This window comes from Pseudomonas sp. GM74 (genome assembly GCF_000282455.1).
Taxonomy (GTDB): domain Bacteria; phylum Pseudomonadota; class Gammaproteobacteria; order Pseudomonadales; family Pseudomonadaceae; genus Aquipseudomonas.
In genome coordinates this window covers 18,540-41,872 of the sequence record NZ_AKJG01000041.1, presented here as the reverse complement: position 1 = coordinate 41,872, position 23,333 = coordinate 18,540, and the positions used below count along the sequence as shown (strand labels likewise).

19 protein-coding genes are annotated in these 23,333 nt (G+C 60.2%); 8 read left to right on the top strand and 11 right to left on the bottom strand.

Annotation, left to right across the window (positions count from 1 at the left end; all coding sequences use genetic code 11):
• Positions 1-38 precede the first annotated feature (38 nt).
• On the top strand, positions 39-803 hold the full coding sequence (locus PMI34_RS29675) for a methyl-accepting chemotaxis protein (RefSeq protein WP_371318464.1): 765 nt from the start codon (positions 39-41) through the stop codon (positions 801-803).
• A gap of 132 nt (positions 804-935) precedes the next feature.
• On the opposite strand, the gene PMI34_RS20930 is transcribed toward PMI34_RS29675, so the two are convergent.
• The 5 genes from PMI34_RS20930 to PMI34_RS20950 form a co-directional block, all read right to left on the bottom strand.
• Positions 936-1,538, bottom strand: coding sequence for a DUF924 family protein (locus PMI34_RS20930; RefSeq protein WP_008047770.1), 603 nt, complete (start codon positions 1,536-1,538; stop codon positions 936-938).
• A gap of 3 nt (positions 1,539-1,541) precedes the next feature.
• Complete coding sequence (locus PMI34_RS20935) at positions 1,542-2,552, bottom strand: class 1 fructose-bisphosphatase (RefSeq protein WP_007975526.1); 1,011 nt, start codon at positions 2,550-2,552, stop codon at positions 1,542-1,544.
• 272 nt (positions 2,553-2,824) lie between these two features.
• The gene (locus PMI34_RS20940) at positions 2,825-4,198 is read right to left on the bottom strand and encodes a DUF3999 domain-containing protein (protein WP_008047768.1); all 1,374 of its coding nucleotides are present in this window, start codon (positions 4,196-4,198) and stop codon (positions 2,825-2,827) included.
• Positions 4,195-7,401 (bottom strand): DUF2339 domain-containing protein, encoded by a 3,207-nt coding sequence (locus tag PMI34_RS20945; protein ID WP_008047767.1) that lies wholly within the window; start codon positions 7,399-7,401, stop codon positions 4,195-4,197. The genes PMI34_RS20940 and PMI34_RS20945 overlap by 4 nt, the downstream gene beginning before the upstream one ends.
• A gap of 156 nt (positions 7,402-7,557) precedes the next feature.
• A complete protein-coding gene (locus PMI34_RS20950) occupies positions 7,558-10,008 on the bottom strand; it encodes a glycogen/starch/alpha-glucan phosphorylase (RefSeq protein WP_008047765.1) in 2,451 nt (816 codons plus the stop codon).
• 256 nt (positions 10,009-10,264) lie between these two features.
• On the opposite strand from PMI34_RS20950, the gene PMI34_RS20955 reads away from it, so the two are divergent.
• A complete protein-coding gene (locus PMI34_RS20955) occupies positions 10,265-10,702 on the top strand; it encodes a YkgJ family cysteine cluster protein (protein WP_008018944.1) in 438 nt (145 codons plus the stop codon).
• 377 nt (positions 10,703-11,079) lie between these two features.
• On the opposite strand, the gene typA is transcribed toward PMI34_RS20955, so the two are convergent.
• Positions 11,080-12,900 (bottom strand): translational GTPase TypA, encoded by a 1,821-nt coding sequence (gene typA, locus PMI34_RS20960; RefSeq protein WP_008047763.1) that lies wholly within the window; start codon positions 12,898-12,900, stop codon positions 11,080-11,082.
• 139 nt (positions 12,901-13,039) lie between these two features.
• Positions 13,040-14,494, bottom strand: coding sequence for a tRNA uracil 4-sulfurtransferase ThiI (gene thiI, locus PMI34_RS20965; RefSeq protein WP_008047761.1), 1,455 nt, complete (start codon positions 14,492-14,494; stop codon positions 13,040-13,042).
• A gap of 328 nt (positions 14,495-14,822) precedes the next feature.
• On the opposite strand from thiI, the gene glnA reads away from it, so the two are divergent.
• The 5 genes from glnA to ntrC all read left to right on the top strand — a co-directional run bounded on the left by glnA (position 14,823) and on the right by ntrC (position 20,406).
• Complete coding sequence (glnA, locus tag PMI34_RS20970; protein ID WP_007970634.1) at positions 14,823-16,229, top strand: glutamate--ammonia ligase; 1,407 nt, start codon at positions 14,823-14,825, stop codon at positions 16,227-16,229.
• 297 nt (positions 16,230-16,526) lie between these two features.
• Positions 16,527-17,042 carry a DUF4124 domain-containing protein gene (locus PMI34_RS20975; protein WP_008047758.1) on the top strand — a complete coding sequence of 172 codons (516 nt, stop codon included), beginning with the start codon at positions 16,527-16,529 and terminating at the stop codon, positions 17,040-17,042.
• Entirely contained in the window at positions 17,039-17,659 is a 621-nt protein-coding gene (locus tag PMI34_RS20980; protein WP_032829465.1) for a DUF4124 domain-containing protein, read from the top strand. Before PMI34_RS20975 ends, PMI34_RS20980 begins: the two co-directional genes overlap by 4 nt.
• A gap of 228 nt (positions 17,660-17,887) precedes the next feature.
• Positions 17,888-18,973, top strand: a complete 1,086-nt coding sequence (glnL, locus tag PMI34_RS20985; protein ID WP_008047753.1) for a nitrogen regulation protein NR(II) — start codon at positions 17,888-17,890, stop codon at positions 18,971-18,973.
• Positions 18,970-20,406: a nitrogen regulation protein NR(I) gene (gene ntrC / locus PMI34_RS20990; RefSeq protein ID WP_008047743.1), complete on the top strand. Its 1,437-nt coding sequence runs from the start codon at positions 18,970-18,972 to the stop codon at positions 20,404-20,406. The genes glnL and ntrC overlap by 4 nt, the downstream gene beginning before the upstream one ends.
• A 570-nt stretch (positions 20,407-20,976) precedes the next feature.
• On the opposite strand, the gene PMI34_RS20995 is transcribed toward ntrC, so the two are convergent.
• Positions 20,977-21,417 (bottom strand): hypothetical protein, encoded by a 441-nt coding sequence (locus tag PMI34_RS20995; protein ID WP_032829463.1) that lies wholly within the window; start codon positions 21,415-21,417, stop codon positions 20,977-20,979.
• On the opposite strand from PMI34_RS20995, the gene trmL reads away from it, so the two are divergent.
• On the top strand, positions 21,416-21,871 hold the full coding sequence (gene trmL / locus PMI34_RS21000; RefSeq protein ID WP_008047740.1) for a tRNA (uridine(34)/cytosine(34)/5-carboxymethylaminomethyluridine(34)-2'-O)-methyltransferase TrmL: 456 nt from the start codon (positions 21,416-21,418) through the stop codon (positions 21,869-21,871). The genes PMI34_RS20995 and trmL overlap by 2 nt on opposite strands.
• Positions 21,872-21,980: 109 nt before the next feature.
• Here the strand turns inward: trmL and secB are convergent, their stop codons facing one another.
• The 3 genes from secB to PMI34_RS21015 are packed head-to-tail and all read right to left on the bottom strand — an operon-like array spanning position 21,981 to position 23,192.
• Positions 21,981-22,466 carry a protein-export chaperone SecB gene (gene secB, locus PMI34_RS21005; protein ID WP_008047739.1) on the bottom strand — a complete coding sequence of 162 codons (486 nt, stop codon included), beginning with the start codon at positions 22,464-22,466 and terminating at the stop codon, positions 21,981-21,983.
• Between the two features lie 56 nt (positions 22,467-22,522).
• On the bottom strand, positions 22,523-22,777 hold the full coding sequence (gene grxC, locus PMI34_RS21010; RefSeq protein ID WP_008047737.1) for a glutaredoxin 3: 255 nt from the start codon (positions 22,775-22,777) through the stop codon (positions 22,523-22,525).
• A 1-nt stretch (position 22,778) separates the two neighbouring features.
• On the bottom strand, positions 22,779-23,192 hold the full coding sequence (locus tag PMI34_RS21015) for a rhodanese-like domain-containing protein (protein ID WP_008047735.1): 414 nt from the start codon (positions 23,190-23,192) through the stop codon (positions 22,779-22,781).
• Positions 23,193-23,333: the final 141 nt, after the last annotated feature.

Sequence of the window (23,333 nt, the reverse complement as noted above, 5' to 3'; positions counted from 1 at the left end):
AAGTGGCGTTGCGTGTAGTCGCCGCCTCGAACTCGTCGATGTTCAACTCCGACCAGCAAGCCTCGCGCACCAGCAGCGTGGCCGCGGCGATCAACCAGCTCGGTGCCGCCGCCCAGGAAATCGCCCAGAACGCCGCCCTCGCCTCGCAACATTCGAGCGATGCCCGCAGCCTGGCCGAAGACGGCCAACAGGTGGTGGATAAAACCATCGCGGCGATGCAGCAACTGTCGGCCAAGATCAGCGATTCATGCGGCAACATCGAAACCCTCAACAGCAACACGGTCAACATCGGGCAGATCCTGGAAGTGATTACCAGCATCTCCCAGCAGACCAACTTGCTGGCACTGAACGCCGCCATTGAAGCGGCCCGCGCTGGCGAGGCCGGCCGTGGTTTCGCGGTGGTTGCCGACGAAGTGCGCAACCTCGCTCACCGCACCCAGGACTCGGCGCAGCAAGTGCAGACGATGATCGAAGAGCTGCAAGTCGGCGCCCGGGCAGCGGTGGGCATCATGACCGACAGCCAGCGCCAGAGCGAAAGCAGCGTCGGCATCGCCAACCAGGCGGGCGAACGCCTGGGCAGCGTGACCCAGCGCATCGGGGAGATCGATGGCATGAACCAGTCGGTCGCCACCGCCACTGAAGAACAGACGGCCGTGGTGGAGTCGATCAATGTCGACATCACCGAGATCAACACGCTGAACCAGGAAGGCGTGGAGAACCTGCAGTCGACCTTGCGTGCGTGTGCCGATCTTGAGCAGCAGGCGGCACGGTTGAAGCAGCTAGTCGGAAGTTTCAGGATCTAAGGCGCACTCACCGGCCCCTTCGCGGGCAAGCCCGCTCCCACAGGGTTCTGCGACGAACACATATTTTGTGTTCGACCAAATCAACTGTGGGAGCGGGCTTGCCCGCGAAGGCGGCATCTGCCGCGATGAAATTTAGAACCGTGAACCCGGTTTCGACAGAAACGCCAATTCCTCAATCGTAGATTCGCGCCCCAACACCGCATTGCGATGCGGAAACCGCCCAAACTGCGCAATCACTTTCTGATGCCGCTCGGCATAGTCCAGGTAATCGCTGAACAGTGCCCGATCGCTCTCCGGCTGCTGCGCTACCAATTCGATATAGCGCGAGACGCCTTCGTTCTGCACCGCCAGGTTCTCGCTATGCTCGAACACCAGGTAGATGAACACCCGCTGAATCGGCTGCAACTGCCGGTCGAAATCCGCGGCAATGCCTTGCGCCACCAGTGCCTGAGCCCTGATGTCACCGGAAAAAGCCTTGGGAGTATCGCGAAAGATCATTCGCGGGATTTGATCGAGCAACAGCACCAGGGCCAGCCAACCTTCGGGACGTTGCATCCACTCGGTCAATCCGCCGGCCAGTGCCTGCTCGGCCTGGGCCCCGAAACGCTCACGCGCTTCGAGGTCCTGGCTGTCGCGCTTGCCAAACCACAACTTGCCCTTCTGCGCTGCCACTTCCCTCGCTGACCCGGAACTTCCGAACCACCAATCAAGCAACGGCTGCCAGGGCGCGGTCATGGTTTATTCCTTGTGGTAAGCCGTGACGCGGGCAACTTCTTCTTTCGAACCGAGGAACACCGCAACACGCTGATGCAGGCCTTCGGGCTGGATGTCGAGGATGCGCTGGTGGCCGTCGGTGGACGCGCCGCCGGCTTGCTCCACCAGGAACGACATCGGGTTGGCTTCGTACATCAGGCGCAGTTTGCCCGGCTTGGACGGCTCGCGGCTGTCGCGTGGGTACATGAACAGACCGCCGCGGGTCAGGATGCGGTGCACGTCGGCGACCATCGCGGCAACCCAACGCATGTTGTAGTTCTTTTTCAGCGGGCCTTCATCGCCTGCCAGCAATTCGCTGACGTAGCGCTGTACCGGTGCTTCCCAGTGACGCTGGTTGGAAGCGTTGATGGCAAATTCCTGGGTGGCTTCAGGAATGGTGATGTTTTCGTGGGTCAGTACGAAGCTGCCCATTTCACGGTCCAGGGTGAAGCCTTTCACGCCGTCGCCCAGGGTCAGGATCAGCATGGTCTGCGGACCGTAGATCGCGTAACCGGCGGCCACTTGCTGGGTGCCTGGCTGCAGGAAGGCCTTTTCATTCAAGGGCTCGTTCTGGCTCAGGTATTCGTTCGGGCAACGCAGTACCGAGAAGATGGTGCCGACCGGGGCGTTGATGTCGATGTTCGACGAACCGTCCAGCGGGTCGAATACCAGCAGGTACGCGCCTTTCGGGTATTTGCCCGGGATCTGGTAGGCGTTGTCCATTTCTTCGGACGCCATGCCGGCCAGGTGACCGCCCCATTCGTTGGCTTCGAGCAGGATCTCGTTGGAGATCACGTCGAGCTTCTTCTGCACTTCGCCCTGGACGTTTTCAGTGCCCATGCTGCCCAGAACGCCACCCAGGGCGCCTTTGGACACGGCGTGGTTGATCTCCTTGCAGGCACGCGCCACCACTTCGATCAGGAAGCGCAGATCGGCAGGAGTGTTGTTGCTGCGGGTCTGCTCAATCAAATAGCGACTCAAGGTAACGCGGGACATGGAAGGCTCCGGAGGAATGGGGGGCTAAAAACCCGCGCAGTTTAGCGCGAGTCGGGGCGCATTTCCTCCTATCAGACGTGATCGGCCGAAGAGAGTTCATGTGCGGGGATGAGCGTAGTTGGAAATGGGCTGGATGTGAGCTGGAAAGTAGCGGTCATATAAGCATTTTCATTGACTGATATACCGCTATCGCGAGCAAGCTCGCTCCCACAGGGGCAGCGCAATACCTGTGGGAGCGAGCTTGCTCGCGATTGGGTGCGCAGCACCCACAATCAAGGTTTGGCAGTAGACTTGCGCAACAAACTGAACGCCATCGCCACCAGGAACAAGACACTGAGCAACAACACCGCCCACAAGCCGAACTTCTTCCACTGGGTGTCCGTCGTCGCCAGCGTTTTCTCTGTCGATGCATCCGAGGCCACCGCCCCGACATCCACCATGGCCCGGCCCAAGGTCGCCAGCTTCGCCGGGCTGTAATCCGGAATCAGCGTCGACAGCGACAAGTTCGCCGCCTTCGCCGTCGAATTCCCCACGACCAGCGTGTAAGGCCCCGGCCCGCGCGCCAGGAACACCAGTTGCGTGGCACGCACGGCAAACTTCAGCTTCGGCGCCTGATCACCCAGGCCGCCGCCGCGTTCGTCCACGGTCAGTTTCAATTGCTGGACGATTTGCCCTGACAGCTGCAATTCGTTTTGCACCACGTCCTGACCGTTCTGGGTCAGGCGATAGAGCAAACCGCTGCCCAACGACTGCCATGGCAGGCTGCTGTCGCGCCGGCCGGCCAGGCTCACTGGTGCCAGGCTGTTGGGCTGGCTCAACTCGACCTGCACCCGTTCGACATTCAGCCCCATCGGCAACTGCCAGGTGTATTCACCCGCCTTCACGCTGCTGCCGGCCAATGCCTGAGACCAGACCAACGGCAGCGGCAGGCTGCGGGTACTGGCGCTGCGCAGTTGCGCCGACGTCAGTGTCGGCGCCGAATGCGGTGTGATCCACAGTAACCGCAGGTAGCGCGCAGACTGGCCCGGCAGGTTGACCTCATGCTGCTCGACCCGCTCGTCGGAAAAGGTCAGGCGCGCCACCTGCCCTTCGCCCCAGGACTGCCAATGCTGCAAGTCGTCGCTGGCTTCGACGGTGAAACGCTGGAAACCGTCGCGCTCGCTGGTCCAGTCGAGAATCAACTGCTGCAACGGCGCCTTGATCGCCGAAGCGTCGAGCAACCAGCCGCGCAACTCCTCCTCACCCGCCTCCAACTGACTGGAGGGCTGCACCTGGACCAATGTGCCGGTGGTGCTCGATTGCACCCGCACGCTCGGCGCGATTTCAGTGGCGTCCACCGAGTTGTACAGCGCAAACCATTTCACCTCGGTCAAGGTGCGCGTTTCATTGCTCCGCGCCGACTCCCGGGCCAAGGCATAAGCCTGAACTTCACCCACGGCGTTGAATACACGCACATCGCTCAGGTCAGCCTGCCGTGCATTCAGTTGTACGCTCAGGGGCAGTTCAAGGCGATACCAAGGTCCTTCGCCCGTTACCGACAAAGGCACTTGGGTGGTGAAGTCCGCCGGCTTTTCCTGGGCAACCGCCGACAACACCACCCCCATGGCAACAATGCCCAGCCAACTCAGGTTCAGCTTCTGACTCAAGACGACACTCCTTGTGATTCCGGGACCGGTTTGCCGGTATCCGGCACAGTTTCGGCGCGTTTGGGCGGTAGCGGAGCGAAATAACCCACCACCAGCAGCAACACGCCGACACCGATAAACGAAACGATCCGCGCCAGCCCGCCGCGATTACTCAATTCGACAAAGAACAGCTTGGCCACGACCACACCGATCAAGACCGCGCCGATCAACCAGACTTCGCGACGGCGACGCAAATGGCCGCCGATCATCAGGCTCAGGGCCATCAAGGTCCAGACGATGGACAACCCGGCTTGCACCCGCATCGACGCCAGCAACAGATCCAGCTCGAACGGCACCGCGCTCCAGTGGTGCGCCGTACGCATTACCAATGCGGTAAAGAACACGAACAGCGAGGCCCCTGCGACCCCTTGCGTAGCGATGGCGACGTAGTTCCTGGGGACCGCCAACTGTGTCATGGCACTGCTGGACCAGACATAAACGCCGAACAACGCGAACAATAGGCCCAGCTCCAACGGGTTGATCAAGGGTACGTAGGGCAGTGGCTCGGCGTTGCCGTCACTGGCGACATTCGCCAGCCAGAACCAACCGAGCATCAACAATGCCAGCGGCGCGGCAGCGAATACGCGGTATTCGCGCGGATACGCCGACACAGGCCAAGGCCACGCGCGAGGTGCCGCCATCAACACCAGATACAGACTTGGCAGAATCGCCCAACCCAACCAGCGCCAGGCGTTGTATTGCTCGGACAACACCAGCAAGCCGTAACGCAGCTCCAGCGCCAGCACACCCATCAATAGCCAACAGCCAAGCACATGGGCGACGCTCGTTACGCGCGCCGGCAGCATGGGCGCCAGGCGTCGCAAGGACATGAAATGTACGACGAACACGGCGGCCCACGCCAGCCAGCCGACGTTCGCCGCCGGGTGATAACGCGAGTGCCCGGCCGCGAGCAGCACCAATGTCGCCGCGGGAATCAATACCGTGCCCAGCACCCCCAGTGACGGCCATTTCAGGCGCAGCGCCAACACCGTCCACAGCGCCACACTCAAGGCAGCGATACCCAACAACAAAGTCGCCCGTATCGGCAACGGCGCAAAATGCACCACTTCGATGACCCAGGCCAAGGCCCACCAGCATGCGCCCCACACCAACAACGCCTGGGACAATCGCAACAGACTCAGCCCTTCCAACGCTCGGAGCGAATGACCCATCTGCAAACGCCAGGCCCCGATCATCGCCGCCAGCCCCAACACCAGCGGCGCCCAGAATCCAGCATGAGCCAATGGGCTCAACCCTTCACTGAACAGCGGCCCCGTCGCCAGGAACAGCGCGCCACCCAACAGTTGCACAGCGAGCGCGGTGAACACGAAGGTGCGCGATGGCAGGCGCAAGCCAACCAACAACGTCAGCGCCCCGGCCAGGGCCCAACTGATCACCGTGCCGTGGCCGAAGAAAAACAACGGTGCCAGCAAATAGAGAAACACCAGTCCGAGGCACGCCAGGACTGGCAGGCCTTTCAGTTCCCAAGGCCTGATCTGCTCTGGCAAGGCTTTACGCAACTGGTAGAAGCTGAACAGCAACGCGACGCCCAGCAACAGCGCGCCTAGCGGAACACCGCCGAGCAGGCTGCTCTCGCTGTTGTGCAACTCGCTGAGAAACGCCAGCGCCGAGCCCAGTTGCAGGAGCAAGGCAAAGGCCCGACCCAAGGGCCTTTGCTGGCGCAGGCCGAGCCAGAAGATCCCCGCGCCCTCCACCGCCCACGCCGCTGTCGTCCAGCGTGCATCGAGCCCCAGCGGTATCGCCAGGCTGGCGAAGATCACGCCCAAGGCCAGGCAGGTTTCCCCCAGCAACAGCGTGCGTCCGGCCATCAGCCATCGGGCAAGCCCCATGTAAATCATGCCCAGCGCCAAGGCACTGAACGCCGTAGCGAACTCCAGATGCTGTACCAGTGCGAACTGCAAGCCAAAACCCACCAGCGGCGGACCGAACAGCAGCGTGCCATCGACGTAGTCGCCCTTGCGCGCCGACCACTGCAACAACGAATCGCGATTGCCCTCTGCCGGTGCATCGCTCATCTCCAGCAACTTGCGCCGGGCGAACAACAGACCAATGGCCAGGTACATCAGGAAAAACAAAATCAGAAACGGCTCGGTGCTCCACAGCAGTTCCGGCGAGTAGGAGCGCAGGCCCCAGGCGAAACCGATACCGAAGGTGCCGCTGAACCCGATGACATTCAACAGCCGCCAGGCCTTGAACCAGGCAATAACGAAGATGCCGGCATTGAGCAGGGCAAAATAGCTGAACAGCGCGACATGGCTACCGGCGCCGGTGGAGGCCAGGATGGGCGCGGCGAAGCCACCCAGTGCGGCCGCGGCGGCCAGCCCCAGGGAGTCTTGGGTAATGGCGAGAATCGCCGAACAGACCGTCACCGCCACCAGCAGGCCAAAACCCGCCGAGGGGTCGAGCAAGGGATGCAAGCGCATCGCGGCAAACACTGTCAGATACAGCACGGCAATCCCGGCGCCTTGCAGGATCAACGCATAACTGCTGTTACGCGCTCGCAACCACCACCCCAGCCCGAGCAACCCCAAGGCTGCCGCCGCAACGCCTGCGTAACGCAACTCAACCGGCACCACCACGTCTTCGGTGACATAGCGCAGCAGAAAGGCCAGGCCGAGGAACAGCAGCACCACGCCGACCCGCAACACGGTATTGCCGCCGAACAACCAGGCCCGGGCGCGACTGATGGCGCGGTCGATGAAGTTAGGGCCACGCGGGGGGACAGGTGGTTGCGCCTGGCGAGCGGTCGTCTCGGCCTTCCAGGCATCGGCGGGCGGCGAACGCGTGGTTTCGGTGGCCGCCGCGGTGATCGGCTCGAGTTCGGGCGGCAATTCCCAGAGCAACGCCGGGGCTGCGGCAGGTGCTTCATCGAGGATGGTTTCAGGTGAGACCAGTGGCTCGTGGGTTTCCGGCGCCTTGACGCCCGAAGCTTCAAGCAGCGCCAGCCGTTGTTCGACCGCCTGCAGCGCTACCTGCGCCTGCTCCAGCAAACGCTGCTGCTTGAGGACCTGCGAGTCCATGCGAGCCATGCGAAGAGCCTGGCCGACACCCAATCCGAGTAACGCCCCCAGCAGCGCATCACTGAATGACTCGTCGAGTATCCAGCCGAGCACCAGCCCTATCAGCATGAACATCCATTGCATGGTCGATATCCCTAAGCGCATTGGCCAATCCGGAAAGATTAGCTCAGCCGTATCCATAAAGATCGCAGCCTTCGGCAGCTCCTACAGGATTGGTGTAGGAGCTGCCGAAGGCTGCGATCTTTTCCGGCGCGCCAGTATATCCACCTGCCTGAAGACTTACTCCAGCGCCTTCCAGATTTCCGTGGCGTATTCGCGAATGGTCCGGTCCGAGGAGAACCAGCCCATCCGCGCCGTGTTCAGGACCGCTGAACGCCACCACTCCTTCGAATCGTGCCAATGGGCTTCGACCCGCATCTGGGCGTGCCAGTAGGAATCGAAGTCGGCGCAAACTAGGAAGCGGTCGTAGTCCACCAGCGAATCGATCAACCCGGTATACCGGGACGGATCATCCGGTGAGAACACCCCGCCACGAATCGCTTGCAGCACATCGTTCAGACGATGGGACGCGGCAATATCCGGCACCGCGCTGAATTCATGGTTCTGCTTGCGCGCCTCCACCTGCTGCGCGCTGAGGCCGAAGATGAACATGTGCTCGGCGCCGATGCGATCGCACATTTCCACGTTGGCCCCGTCCAGGGTGCCGATGGTCAGCGCGCCGTTCAGGCCGAACTTCATGTTGCTGGTGCCTGATGCTTCGAACCCGGCGGTGGAGATCTGCTCGGACAAATCCGCCGCCGGAATGATGCTCTCCGCCAGGCTGACGTTGTAGTTGGGCAGGAACACCACTTTGAGCAAGCCGCGCACGGTCGGGTCGTTGTTCACCACCCGGGCGATGTCGTTGGTCAGCTTGATGATCAGTTTGGCCTGGTGATAACTCGCGGCCGCCTTGCCGGCGAAGATCTTCACCCGTGGTACCCAGTCGATTTCAGGTTCCGCGCGAATCGCCTGGTACAACGCCACGGTGTGCATCAGGTTGAGCAACTGGCGTTTGTATTCGTGGATCCGCTTGACCTGCACGTCGAACATCGCCGCCGGGTTGACCGCCACGCCCAACCGCTCATGAATCAGATATGCCAGGGCTTTCTTGCTGTGCAGGCGTTGTTCGGCAAACGTCTTGCGGAATGCACTTTTCTCGGCGAACGGTTCGAGGGCGAGCAAACGTTCTTCCGGGTTATCCAACACTTCGGGCCCGAGGGTATCGACCAGCATCGAGGTCAGCTCGGGGTTGGCCTGGTACAGCCAGCGGCGGAAGGTGATGCCGTTGGTTTTGTTGTTGATCCGCTCCGGGTAGAGCTTGTGCAGTTCGGAGAACACCGTTTGGCGCATCAACTGCGTGTGCAACCCGGACACACCGTTGATGCTGTGGGAACCGAGAAACGCCAGGTTGCCCATGCGCACCCGACGACCGTTGTCTTCCTCGATCAGCGACACCGCGCGCAGCACGTCGAAGTCGTGAATGCCTTTGGCCCGCAGGGAGTCGATGTGCTGGGCGTTGATCAGGTAAATGATCTGCATATGCCGTGGCAGCATGCGCTCCATCAGGCCGACCGGCCAGGTTTCCAGCGCTTCGGGCAGCAACGTGTGGTTGGTGTAGGACAGCGTGTCGACGGTGACCTGCCACGCCGCATCCCACGCCACGTCATAGACATCCACCAGTTGCCGCATCAGTTCAGCCACGGCAATCGAGGGGTGAGTGTCGTTGAGCTGGATAGAGGCGTGATCACCCAGGGTCAGCACCGAGGTGTGCATGTTGCGATGGCGGCGCAGCAGATCCTGCAATGAGGCGGCGACGAAGAAATACTCCTGGCGCAGGCGCAGTTCCTGGCCGGCCTCGGTGCTGTCCGCCGGGTACAGCACCCGGGAGATGCTTTCGGCCCGGGCCACTTCGGCCACGGCGCCCAGGTGGTCGCCGGCGTTGAAACGTTCCAGATGCAGATCTTCCATGGCCCGGGCGCGCCACAAACGCAGCGTGTTGACGCTTGCCCCGCGCCAACCGACCACCGGCGTGTCATACGCAATGGCCCGAACGGTTTCCGCAGGGTGCCAGACTTGCCTGGACTTACCGCTGTCATCGGTCACGGTCTCGACACCGCCGCCGAAACCGATCGGGTAAACCACCTCCGGGCGCTCGAACTCCCAAGGGTTGCCGAAATCCAGCCAGTGTTCGGTCTGCTCCTGCTGCCAGCCGTCGACAATGGCCTGGCGGAACAAGCCGTGTTCGTAACGAATACCGTAGCCATGACCGGCGATACCGAGGGTCGACATGCTTTCCAGGAAACACGCCGCCAGACGCCCGAGGCCGCCGTTGCCCAGGGCCGCATCGGGCTCCAGCAAGCGAATGCGCTCAAGGTCGACGCCGAGTTCTGTCAGGGCTTCGCGGGCAACGTCGAGCAGGCCGAGGTTGCTCAGGCTGTCGAAGAGCAGCCGGCCGATGAGAAATTCCAGGGAGAGGTAATAAACGCGCTTCTGACCTTTGCGGTAGATCTGCCGCGTGTGGTCCATCCAGTGCTCGACCATGTGATCCCGCGCGGCCAGGGCAATGGCTTCGAACCAGTCGTGGTCGAAGGCGTGATCCGGGTCTTTACCCACTGCATAAGTGAGTTTGGTCAAGACGGCGTCGCGGAATGCGGCCACCTCTGCTTCGCGAACAAGTGGTTCTTGAGTCATCGATAGGACCTCGAGCGAGCTTGAAGTTGTCTGAGCCTAGACGGTCTGACAGGCGGTAGAGGCTCTGGTTCGGCAGTTTTTCCTTTGAATACGAGTTGGATCGACATTGTGTTGTCCAGTGCCTGAATCAATGCAGGGCCCGTGCCTATTTTCCGGTTGTTTGCCTCGCCTGTGAAAAAAACTGGCGAAAGGTTGTTCAAAAATCCACCAGTCCCGGTATGATCGCGCGCCCTGATGCACACGCTGGTAACAAACGATGATGAAGCCGAACCTGATCGCTGCCGCAGAGATCGACCGCCTCGATACCTGGGCCAAGTACTCTGCCCCGATGTGCGGCTCGTGCATGTCCAGCTGCTGCACCCTGCCGGTCGAGGTCAAGATCAAGGATCTGATCCGTATCGGCGTGGTCGATGAATTCGAGCTGGGTGATCCGCCGAAGAACATCGCCAAGCGCCTGCAAAAGGAAGGCTTGGTCGAACGCTTCAACCAGAAGTCAGGAATCTTTACCCTCCAGCGCATGAGCAACAACGATTGCCTGTACCTGGATCGTAAGAGCCGTCTGTGCACTATTTATGAAAAGCGCCCGGATACTTGCCGCAACCACCCGAAAATCGGCCCGCGGCCGGGGTATTGCGCGTACAAGCCGAAAGAAGTGGAGCGCGAGCGGAATTCGCGGAGTATCGAGCGGTTCTGATACTTCCTGACATTTTTGGCGGCTGATCGGCCGCGAAGGGGCCGGCACAAACACCGCATAAACCCCAGACAAACAAAAACGCCCCCGGCCTTTCGACCGGGGGCGTTTTTGTTCAGCCGGGGCTAAATCTTATGCCTTGGCTTGTTCGAGCACAGTGATCCGCCAAACCCTCGAAAAGTTTTAACGACCGTTACTGCTCGATGTAGCAGCGGTCGAGCCCCAGCGAGGCCGCGTTCGGCTGCGAAGCAGTCGTAAGCGTTTTGCGGCCGCTGCGCGCCCGAACGCAGCCTCGCAGGCTCGGCAGCTGCTACGGCCAGACAAACAAAAACGCCCCCGGCCTTTCGACCGGGGGCGTTTTCGTTAAGCCAGGCTAAATCTTATGCCTTGGCTTTCTTGGCAGCGCGGGTACGCTCGCTTTCGTCCAGGATCTTCTTGCGAAGACGGATGGACTTAGGAGTCACTTCACACAGCTCGTCGTCCTGGATGAATTCCAGAGCCTGTTCCAGGGTGAAGCGAACAGGTGGAACCAGGGCGATGGTTTCGTCTTTACCCGAAGCACGCATGTTGTCGAGCTTCTTGCCCTTGGTAGGGTTGACGCCAAGGTCGTTGTCACGGCTGTTCAGACCAACGATCTGACCGTTGTAGATTTCCTGACCGTGTTCTACGAACAGCTTGCCACGCGCCTGCAGGGTTTCCAGGGAGTAGGTCAGTGCCTTGCCGGTTTCAACCGAAACCAGAACGCCGTTCTGACGGCCCGACATGTCGCCGGACTTCATCACGTCGTAACGGTCGAAGATCGAGGTCAGGATGCCAGCACCGTTGGTCAGGGTCAGGAACTGGTTACGGAAACCGATCAGACCGCGAGCAGGGATGTTGTATTCCAGACGTACACGGCCCTTGCCATCCGGCACCATGTTGGTCAGGTCGCCCTTACGCAGGCCCATCTCTTCCATCACCTTGCCCTGGGATTCTTCCGGCAGGTCGATGGTGACGTTTTCGAACGGTTCGTGCTTCACGCCGTCAACCAGACGGATGATCACTTCCGGACGACCTACAGCCATTTCGAAGCCTTCGCGACGCATGGTTTCGATCAGTACCGAGAGGTGCAGTTCGCCACGGCCGGAAACCTTGAACTTGTCAGCCGAGTCGCCTTCTTCAACGCGCAGTGCAACGTTGTACAGCAGCTCTTTGTCCAGACGTTCCTTGATGTTACGGGAAGTCACGAACTTGCCTTCTTTACCGCAGAATGGCGAGTCGTTTACCTGGAAGGTCATGGAAACGGTTGGCTCGTCGACGGTCAACGGCTTCATCGCTTCAACGGTGTCCGGGTGGCACAGGGTGTCGGAGATGAACAGCGAGTCCATACCGCTGATGCACACGATGTCGCCTGCTGCAGCTTCTTCAACGTCTACACGGTGCAGACCGTGGTGACCCATCAGCTTCAGGATACGACCGTTACGCTTCTTGCCGTCGGCGCCGATAGCGACAACCGGGGTGTTCGGCTTGACGCGACCACGAGCGATACGGCCAACACCGATAACACCCAGGAAGCTGTTGTAGTCCAGTGCGGAGATCTGCATCTGGAACGGACCTTCACGGTCAACAGCCGGTGCCGGTACGTTGTCGACGATCGACTGGTACAGCGGGGTCATGTCTTCAGCCATTTCGTTGTGGTCCAGACCGGCAATACCGTTCAGGGCCGAAGCGTAGACGACTTTGAAGTCCAGCTGTTCTTCGGTGGCACCCAGGTTGTCGAACAGGTCGAAGATCTGGTCCAGAACCCAGTCCGGACGCGCGCCTGGACGGTCAACCTTGTTGATGCACACGATCGGACGCAGGCCGGCTTCGAAAGCCTTCTTGGTCACGAAACGGGTTTGCGGCATAGGGCCGTCTTGAGCGTCAACCAGCAGCAGAACGGAGTCGACCATCGACATTACGCGTTCAACTTCGCCGCCGAAGTCGGCGTGGCCCGGGGTGTCCACGATGTTGATGTGGTAGCCGTTCCAGTTGATGGCGGTGTTTTTCGCCAGAATGGTAATACCGCGCTCTTTTTCCTGGTCGTTGGAGTCCATCACGCGCTCGTCGTTGAGCTCGTTGCGCTCCAGGGTGCCGGATTGACGCAGGAGTTTGTCTACCAGGGTGGTCTTACCATGGTCAACGTGGGCAATGATGGCGATGTTGCGTAGATTTTCGATCACTTGTGTATCTCGATCAGAGGATTCGGTGTGCTGACAAGTCTTGGCAGCGATTAACAGTAGCGTCCGTGAAAGCCGTTACAGCTTGACGGTGGCATCGGGGGGCCGGTGACGCAGGCCACAGGCAAACAGCCCCGGGCACTTAGCTCGGTCGATAAACGCGCACATTGGCATGCCCCTCACTGAGCAAATGGTGGGCATGCAGGCGACTCATCACGCCTTTGTCGCAATACAGCAGGTACTGGCGAGTAGGGTCCAGTTCCTTGAAACGAGCGTTCACTGCATAAAACGGCATCGTTTGTACCTCGATGCCAGCAAGGTCCAGCGGGTCGTCTTCAGCGGCATCCGGGTGACGGATGTCGATGACGATCTGACCGGCCAGCGCTTCGCTGACTTCTTCAATCTGCAAATCCTGGCCCAGTTCATCGATCACACGATCGATCGGCACCAGCTTGGCGTTTTCGAGCGCACGCTCGAGTACCGCCATATCGAATTCTTTCTCTTCATGCTCGACGCGATAGCGCTTGGCCGCGGTCTTCGGATTGACCGAGATGACGCCGCAGTATTCCGGCATGTGTCGGGCGAAATCGGCGGTGCCGATTTCGATTGCCGTGTCGATAATGTCCTGCTTGTGGCTGGCGATCAGCGGACGCAGCACCAGCTTGTCGGTTACGCAGTCGATCACTGACAGGTTCGGCAAAGTCTGGCTCGACACCTGGGAGATCGCCTCACCGGTGACCAGTGCGTCGATGTGCAGTCGATCTGCAATCCGGGACGAAGCGCGCAACATCATACGCTTCAATACTACGCCCATATGACTGTTATCGACTTTGCCGAGAATTTCGCCCAGCACTTCTTCGAACGGCACACTGACAAATAGCACGCGCTGGGAGCTGCCGTACTTCTTCCAGATGAAATGCGCGACTTCCATGACGCCCAGTTCGTGGGCTCGTCCGCCCAGGTTGAAGAAGCAGAAATGCGCCATCAGCCCGCGTCGCATGATCTGGTAGGCCGCCACGGTGGAGTCGAAGCCACCGGACATCAGCACCAGGGTCTGCTCCAGGGCGCCAAGCGGATATCCGCCGATGCCGTTGTGCTGGCTGTGGATCACGAACAACCGTTGGTCGCGAACTTCGATCCGGACTTCGATTTCCGGCGTTTTCAGGTCGATCCCGGCGGCGCCGCACTCGCGACGCAGTTTGCTGCCGACGTATTTTTCGACGTCCATCGAGCTGAACGGGTGCTTGCCCGCACGCTTGCAGCGCACCGAGAAAATCTTCCCGGCCAGCGCATCGCCGTAGTGCTGCCTGCACTTTTCGGTGATGTCGTCGAAGTCGCCCAGCGGGTACTCGTCGATCTGCAGAAAGTGCGCGATGCCCGGCATGCAGGTCAGTCGTTCACCCATCTCTTTCAAGGCTTTCGGGTCGGTAACGCGGGTTTCCAGCTCGAGATTGTCCCACACGCCGTTCACCACCACGGCCGGGTCCAGATCGCGGAGCACGGCGCGGATGTTTTTGGCCAACTGGCGGATAAATTTCGTCCGGACAGGTCGACTCTTGATGGTGATCTCGGGGAAGACTTTTACGATTAATTTCATGGAAACAGCGCGCGCATGGCCTGCCGAAAAAGGGGGGCGCGGATTATAGCGGAAATTGCTCAAGGTTTAACCAGTTAATGTGCAGAAGGTTTCGCGCGCACCAAAACAGGTCACTTGTTGGAGATTGCGCCACATTACAGGGCGAGATTTTCCGCTTTAAAGCGCAATATGCCCCCGCAAGCGTGTTTTTGGGGCAAAAAACCCATGCTGGGGCACTGGCATGCAATTTGCTCCCTTGTGAGGCAGGTTGCCTTGGCAGAGTATTCGCGCCGGCATCACCCACATTTAAGGGCATCCACTACTAGCCCGAAGCCACCCGGAGGACACTATGTCGAAGTCGGTTCAACTCATCAAAGATCATGACGTCAAGTGGATTGATCTGCGCTTCACGGACACCAAAGGCACTCAGCACCACGTGACCATGCCGGCTCGCGATGCGCTGGATGACGACTTCTTCGAAGTCGGCAAAATGTTCGACGGTTCCTCCATCGCTGGCTGGAAAGGCATCGAAGCCTCCGACATGATCCTGATGCCGGACGACTCCACCGCTGTCCTGGATCCGTTCACCGAAGAACCGACCCTGATCCTGGTCTGCGACATCATCGAACCTTCGAGCATGCAAGGCTACGACCGCGACCCACGTGCGATCGCCAAGCGCGCCGAAGAGCACCTGAAAGCCACCGGTATCGGTGACACCGTGTTCGCCGGTCCAGAGCCAGAGTTCTTCATCTTCGACCAGGTGAAGTTCAAGTCCGACATTTCCGGCTCCATGTTCAAGATCTACTCTGAACAGGGTTCGTGGATGTCCGACCAGGACATCGAAGGCGGCAACAAAGGCCACCGTCCAGGCGTCAAAGGCGGCTACTTCCCGGTTCCGCCGTTCGACCACGACCACGAAATCCGTACCTCCATGTGCAACGCACTGGAAGAAATGGGCCTGACCGTCGAAGTTCACCACCACGAAGTGGCGACTGCCGGCCAGAACGAAATCGGCGTCAAGTTCAACACCCTGGTGAAGAAAGCCGACGAAACCCAAACCCTGAAGTACGTCGTGCACAACGTTGCCGATGCCTACGGCCGTACCGCTACCTTCATGCCTAAGCCTCTGTACGGCGACAACGGCTCGGGTATGCACGTACACATGTCCATCTGGAAAGATGGCAAGAACACCTTCGCAGGCGAAGGCTATGCCGGCCTGTCCGACACCGCCCTGTACTTCATCGGTGGCATCATCAAGCACGGTAAGGCCCTGAACGGCTTCACCAACCCGGCAACCAACTCCTACAAGCGTCTGGTTCCAGGCTTCGAAGCGCCAGTGATGCTGGCCTACTCGGCTCGCAACCGTTCCGCTTCGATCCGTATTCCTTACGTGTCGAGCCCGAAAGCCCGCCGTATCGAAGCACGCTTCCCGGATCCGGCTGCCAACCCGTACCTGTGCTTCGCCGCACTGCTGATGGCTGGCCTGGACGGCATCCAGAACAAGATCCACCCTGGCGACGCAGCTGACAAAAACCTGTATGACCTGCCGCCTGAAGAGGCCAAAGAGATCCCACAAGTTTGCGGCAGCCTGAAAGAAGCACTGGAAGAGCTGGACAAAGGTCGTGCGTTCCTGACCAAAGGCGGCGTTTTCAGCGACGACTTCATCGACGCTTACATCGCCCTGAAAAGCGAAGAAGAAATCAAGGTACGTACCTTCGTACACCCACTGGAATACGAGCTGTACTACAGCTGCTGATCCGGTAGCGCCGCGACACGCGGCGTGACAAAAAGAGGCCTCCTTCGGGAGGCCTTTTTTATTGCCCACGATTCAACGGCTGACACATATCCCTGTGGGAGCGGGCTTGCCCGCGAAAGCGGTCTGTCTGATAAGCAGATGTTGAGTGTACTGACGTCTTCGCGAGCAAGCCCGCTCCCACAGGGATTTGTGGCGCTTGGAATATCTCGCAAACCATACCCATATGTTTAGCGGCTTGGTTCAAACACACAGCCTGGCCTATGCTGCAACCCAACGCTTTCGCTTCCGGTCGATTCCATGGGTCGTGGTTTTCTGTTCATCCTGCTGTTGATCGCTCTGCCCGCCACGGCGCAGATCTACAAGTACACGGACGCCAACGGCGCCACCGCGTACAGCAATCAACCGCCTGACGGCGTCAGTGCCCAACCGGTCGATTTGCCGCCCCTCAATAGCGTCGAACGCCAGCCTGCCGGCGAAGCCGCACCTGCTACTGATTCCGGTCATAAAGAACAGCCCTACAAGACCTATGAAGTGCTGGAGATTACCGGCCTGCCCACCACAGAAGCGTTACGCGCCAACAATGGCACCTTCACGATAAATGTACTGATCAAACCGCGCCTGCAAGGCCCCCATCTGCTGCGCCTGCTGCTGGACGGTCAGCCCTACGGCCAGCCAGGCAACGTGCCGACCCTGCAACTGGTGAACATCGATCGCGGCGAACACCGCCTTGTCGTACAAGTGATCGATGGCGAAAACGTTGTGCAGCAGAGTCCTGCGGTGACATTCACCGTACAACGAGTGCACAAGCCTTGAAGGCCTGGATGCTGATCGCCTGCCTGATCGCCCCGCCCGCCTTGGCTGAGGTCTTCATGTCTGTCGACGCTCAGGGCAATCGGGTTTTTACCGACCAGCCCAAACCCGGCGACGCCAGGCGCGTACCGCTGACAACGACCAATCGAATGGCGGCCAACCCCACCAGTGCAACACCGTTGATTGCCCAGAGCAGCCCTGAAGTACAGGCGCTGTTCCACTATGAGGTGCTGCGCATCCTGATCCCGGAACCCGACGCAACCATCCGCAGCAACACCGGCGAAGTCATCGTCAGCGCCACCAACGAACCCGCCCTGCAACCTGGTCACCGCTACCGGCTGCTGCTCGACGGCCAGCCCACTGCCGAACCCGGCCTGAGCCCGGTGTTCGCCTTGAGCAACATCGATCGTGGCAGCCATACCCTGTCCGTGGAAATCCTCGACGACCAGGGGCGCATCGTCGAACGCACCGCCAGCCAACCCTTCCACATGCAGCGCACGTCTCTCGCCCAGAAGCGCAGAATCAAACCCTGCGCCCTCGAAGACTACGGCCAGCGGCCGGAATGCCCGCTCAGCGACAAACCCGGCGAAGAAAAAAATCCTTTCCTGCGACTTTTCTAACCTCGTTCAGGTTTGCGCACTATATTGGTGCAATTGCTTGCACCGTACTCATATTCCAACCCATTTTGGTTCGAAAGTACCCGCGAAAGCTGGCAGTACGCCACGTAAACGAGCGTCAAACGCCTGTTTCAGGCCTTGAGCGCTTCTTTTCGGAGCCTTGGTTTGGTTTTTGCATTTTTGCCCGTACCAGCGTTTTTTTGCGCATGCTCTGCCCTAAAAGAGGTCCCGATGACCATTAGCGACGCACTCCACCGTTTGCTACTCGACAACCTCACCACTGCCACCATCCTGCTCGATGCCGAACTGCGCCTCGAGTACATGAATCCGGCGGCGGAGATGCTGCTGGCCATCAGTGGTCAGCGCAGCCACGGACAGTTCATCAGCGAGTTGTTCACCGAATCGACCGAGGCGCTGAACTCGTTGCGCCAGGCCGTTGAACAGGCGCACCCGTTCACCAAGCGCGAAGCCATGCTTACCGCCCTCACCGGCCAGACCCTGACCGTCGACTACGCGGTAACGCCGATCCTGAGCAACGGCGACACGATGCTGCTGCTCGAAGTCCACCCCCGTGACCGCCTGCTGCGGATCACCAAGGAAGAAGCACAACTGTCGAAACAGGAAACCAGCAAGATGCTGGTGCGCGGCCTTGCCCATGAAATCAAGAACCCCTTGGGCGGGATTCGCGGCGCGGCACAATTGCTGGCCCGGGAACTGCCGGAAGAAAGCCTGCGCGACTACACCAACGTCATCATCGAAGAAGCCGACCGCCTGCGTAATCTGGTGGACCGCATGCTCGGCTCCAACAAGCTGCCGTCGCTGGCCATGTGCAATGTCCATGAAGTGCTGGAGCGTGTCTGCCATCTGGTGGAGGCCGAAAGCCAGGGCTGCATCACCCTGGTGCGCGACTACGATCCAAGCATCCCCGACGTCCTGATCGACCGCGAACAAATGATTCAGGCCGTGCTGAACATCGTGCGCAACGCCATGCAGGCCATCAGCACCCAGAATGAACTGCGCCTGGGCCGCATCAGCCTGCGCACCCGCGCCATGCGCCAGTTCACCATCGGCCACGTGCGTCATCGCCTGGTGACCAAGATCGAGATCATCGACAACGGTCCGGGCATCCCGGCAGAGCTTCAGGAAACCATTTTCTTCCCCATGGTCAGCGGTCGTCCGGACGGTACCGGGCTGGGCCTGGCCATTACCCAGAACATCATCAGCCAGCACCAGGGCCTGATCGAATGTGACAGCCACCCCGGCCACACCACCTTCTCGATCTTTCTGCCACTGGAACAAGGAGCCACATCGACATGAGCCGTAGTGAAACCGTGTGGATCGTCGATGACGACCGTTCTATCCGTTGGGTCCTGGAAAAAGCCTTGCAACAGGAAGGCATGACCACGCAAAGCTTCGACAGCGCCGATGGCGTGATGAGCCGCCTGGCGCGCCAGCAGCCGGACGTGATCATCTCCGACATCCGCATGCCCGGCGCCAGCGGCCTGGAGCTACTGGCGCGGATTCGCGAACAGCACCCACGGCTGCCGGTGATCATCATGACCGCGCACTCGGATCTGGACAGCGCTGTCGCGTCCTATCAGGGCGGCGCCTTCGAGTACCTGCCCAAGCCGTTCGATGTCGACGAGGCGGTTTCCCTGGTCAAGCGCGCCAACCAGCACGCTCAGGAACAACAGGGCCTGGAAGTTGCCCCGACCCTGACCCGCACCCCGGAAATCATCGGCGAAGCGCCGGCGATGCAGGAAGTGTTTCGCGCCATCGGGCGCTTGAGCCACTCCAACATCACCGTGCTGATCAATGGTGAATCGGGTACCGGTAAAGAACTGGTGGCCCACGCGCTGCATCGCCACAGCCCGCGCGCCGCTTCGCCGTTCATTGCGCTGAACATGGCGGCGATTCCCAAAGACCTGATGGAATCCGAACTGTTCGGCCACGAGAAAGGCGCGTTTACGGGCGCGGCCAACCTGCGTCGCGGGCGTTTCGAGCAAGCCGATGGCGGTACGCTGTTCCTCGACGAAATCGGTGACATGCCCGCCGATACCCAGACCCGCTTGCTGCGGGTACTGGCCGATGGCGAGTTCTACCGCGTCGGCGGTCATGTGCCGGTGAAGGTCGATGTGCGCATCATCGCCGCGACCCACCAGAATCTGGAAACCCTGGTGCACGCCGGGAAATTCCGTGAGGACTTGTTCCATCGCCTCAACGTGATTCGCATCCATATCCCGCGCCTGTCGGATCGTCGCGAAGATATCCCGACCCTGGCCAAGCACTTCCTCGGCCGCGCCGCCCAGGAACTGGCCGTCGAGCCGAAGCTGCTGAAAAGCGAAACCGAGGAATACCTCAAGAACCTGCCGTGGCCCGGCAACGTGCGTCAGCTGGAGAACACCTGCCGCTGGATCACGGTGATGGCTTCGGGTCGCGAAGTGCACATCGGCGACCTGCCGCCGGAGCTGCTGAGCCTGCCGCAAGACTCGGCACCGGTCACCAACTGGGAGCAGGCCCTGCGCCAGTGGGCTGACCAGGCGTTGGCCCGTGGTCAATCGAGCCTGCTCGACAGCGCCGTGCCGGCCTTCGAGCGGATCATGATCGAGACCGCCCTCAAGCACACCGCCGGTCGCCGCCGCGATGCCGCCGTCTTGCTGGGTTGGGGACGCAACACCCTGACCCGCAAGATCAAGGAATTGGGGATGAAGGTTGATGGCGGGGATGATGACGAGGGCGACGAAGCCTAAACAGCCTGTAGTTATTCGCTGATCGTTAGGCCCAATCGCGAGCAAGCTCGCTCCCACAGTGGTTTTTCGGCGTTTTCACTATCGTGTAGACACCATTGAACCCTGTGGGAGCGAGCTTGCTCCGGGCGGCGTTCCGACGATGCTTTTAGAGCCATCAATGCACCGACTGAATGCACTGTGAACCGCAATCGCGCACGAAAGCTGAATCGAAACACCGCCTCCATCTGCCGCAAAACTCACCCCCAAAAAACACCAAAGCCCCGAATTACGGGGCCTTGAGTATTACTTCAGAATTTTCTGTTACCACATATGAAAACCTGGCACGCCCCCTGCAATAACCCTTTCAGGTGAATCAGTTCACCCACCCGGTTTCGGGGACCTTGGTACAGGCAGGCCGGGGATTCCCCTCTTTACATCGGGCTCACACCGCACCCGCGACGAGCCCAGCCGTTTTGGGGCCCTTGATACAGGCAGGTCAGGGGTTCCTTCTTTACACCAGGCTCACACCGCACTCGCGACGAGCCTCCCGTTTCGGGAACCTTGGTACAGGCAGGCCGGGGATTCCCTCTTTTATTGCTCCCGGAGATGGATCTCCAGCCGCCAGCGGTCATCGACCTCGCTGCCGGCCCATTCGCCTTGCAGAGGCCGGGCCGCTACCAGTGTCAGCAACAATCCCCCATCGCTCAAACGTACCCGCCAGTTCACGTCCTTGCCGCCGAGCTTGAGTTGACCTTTCTGCGCCTTGCCCTCGGCGTCAAACAGCAGCGCGACACTGCCATCAACCATCTCGCCGTGGGTCTTGGGCTCATTGTTGAACCACACCACCAACCCGTCGTTCGTCACTTCCACCTGCTGCAGTTGGCTGGGGTCCGGCGTGGTCAGGCGACCGATCATCATCCCGACCATCACCCCGACAATCGCCAACGAGCCCATCACCCGCAGGAATAGTTTCGAACGCACGCCTTCTGGCGGCGTAGAATGCGCGTCATCTTTGCCTTCGGAGCCGTGCATGTTTCACGTCATCCTTTTCCAACCGGAAATTCCGCCGAATACCGGCAACGTTATCAGGCTGTGCGCCAACAGTGGCTGCCACCTGCATTTGATCGAACCGCTGGGCTTCGAGATGGACGACAAACGCCTGCGCCGGGCCGGTCTCGACTACCACGAGTATGCCACTCTGCAACGCCATGCGGACCTCGCCAACTGCCTGGAGAGCCTCGGCCACCCACGCCTGTTCGCCTTCACCACCAAGGGCTCGCGGCCGTTCCACGATGCCAGCTTCGCCCCGGGTGACGCATTCCTGTTCGGCCCGGAAAGCCGTGGCTTGCCCGCCGACGTACTGGACGCCTTGCCCGGCGAACAACGCCTGCGCCTGCCGATGCGCGAAGGCTGCCGTAGCCTGAACCTGTCGAACACTGTCGCAGTGGCGGTTTACGAAGCCTGGCGCCAAAACGGCTTCAAGTAGCCCGAAGATCATTTTCGCCTGACAGAAACAATCGCGGGCAAGCCCGCTCCCACAAGTTTTACACAACCCTGTGGGAGCGGGCTTGCCCGCGATTTTTTAGCAGCGCAGCTTACTGAACGGTCGGAGTCTCGCCGGCAGCCTGCATGCGTTGCAGCTCTTGCGCGTACAGCGCATCGAAGTTCACCGGAGCCAGCATCAGTGCCGGGAACGAACCGCGGGTCACCAGGCTGTCCAGGGTTTCGCGAGCGTAAGGGAACAGGATGTTCGGGCAGAACGCACCCAGGGTGTGGCTCATCGAAGCGTCGTCCAGGTTCTTGATCAGGAAGATACCGGCCTGTTGCACTTCAGCGATGAACGCCACTTCGTCACCGTTTTTCACGGTAACCGACAGAGTCAGCACAACTTCGTGGAAGTCGGCTTCCAGCGTCTTCTGACGGGTGTTCAGATCCAGACCGACGCTCGGCTCCCACTGCTGGCGGAAGATCGCCGGGCTTTTCGGAGCTTCGAAGGACAGGTCACGCACATAAATGCGCTGCAAGGAGAATTGCGGTGCAGTTTCTTCTTCGTTCGCAGCAGTGTTCTGTTGGTCAGTCATCGCAGATCCTTCTTGATCCAGGGTTCTTTTAGGTTTGCTTGTTTGGGGTATTGCCGTCAGGCCCTGAGCAGCGCGTCAAGCTTGCCGGCGCGCTCCAGGGCGAACAGATCATCACATCCGCCCACGTGGGTGCTGCCGATCCAGATTTGCGGCACGGACGTACGCCCGGCCTTCTGGGCCATCGCAGCGCGCACCTGCGGCTTGCCATCGACCTTGATCTCTTCGAAGGCCACGCCTTTGTTCTCGAGCAGGTACTTGGCCCGCGAGCAGTAAGGGCAGTAATCGCTGGAATAGACGACGACGCTACTCATATCACTTCACCAGCGGCAGATTGTCGGCTTTCCAGCTGGAGATACCGCCGGACAGCTTGGCGGCGGTGAAGCCGGATTTCATCAATTCGCGGGCGTGGGTGCCGGCGGTCTGGCCCATGGCGTCGACCAGGATGATGGTCTTGGCCTTGTGCTTTTCCAGTTCGCCAACGCGAGCGGTCAGTTTGTCCTGGGGAATGTTCAGCGCGCCGACAATGTGACCGGCGGCGAAATCCTTGGTCGGACGAATGTCGATCACCACGCCCGCGTCCTTGTTGACCAGGCCGGTCAGTTCGCCGGTGCTCAGGCTACGACCGCCGCCCTGCATTTGATAGGCAATCAGCAACGCCAGCAGTACGACGAAGATACCGACGAGAATGTAGTGGTTAGTGGCAAATTGAATCAGGTTAGCAACCATCGAAGGAGGTTCCAGGGCGTTAAAATGTCGGCCAGTATACACAGCCACTATGGTGGGCCAAACCCCGTCCGGCGGTGACGTGGCCGGAACTTCGCTTTAAACTGCGACTCCCTTTTTCCATTACCCCTTTTACCTCAGCCA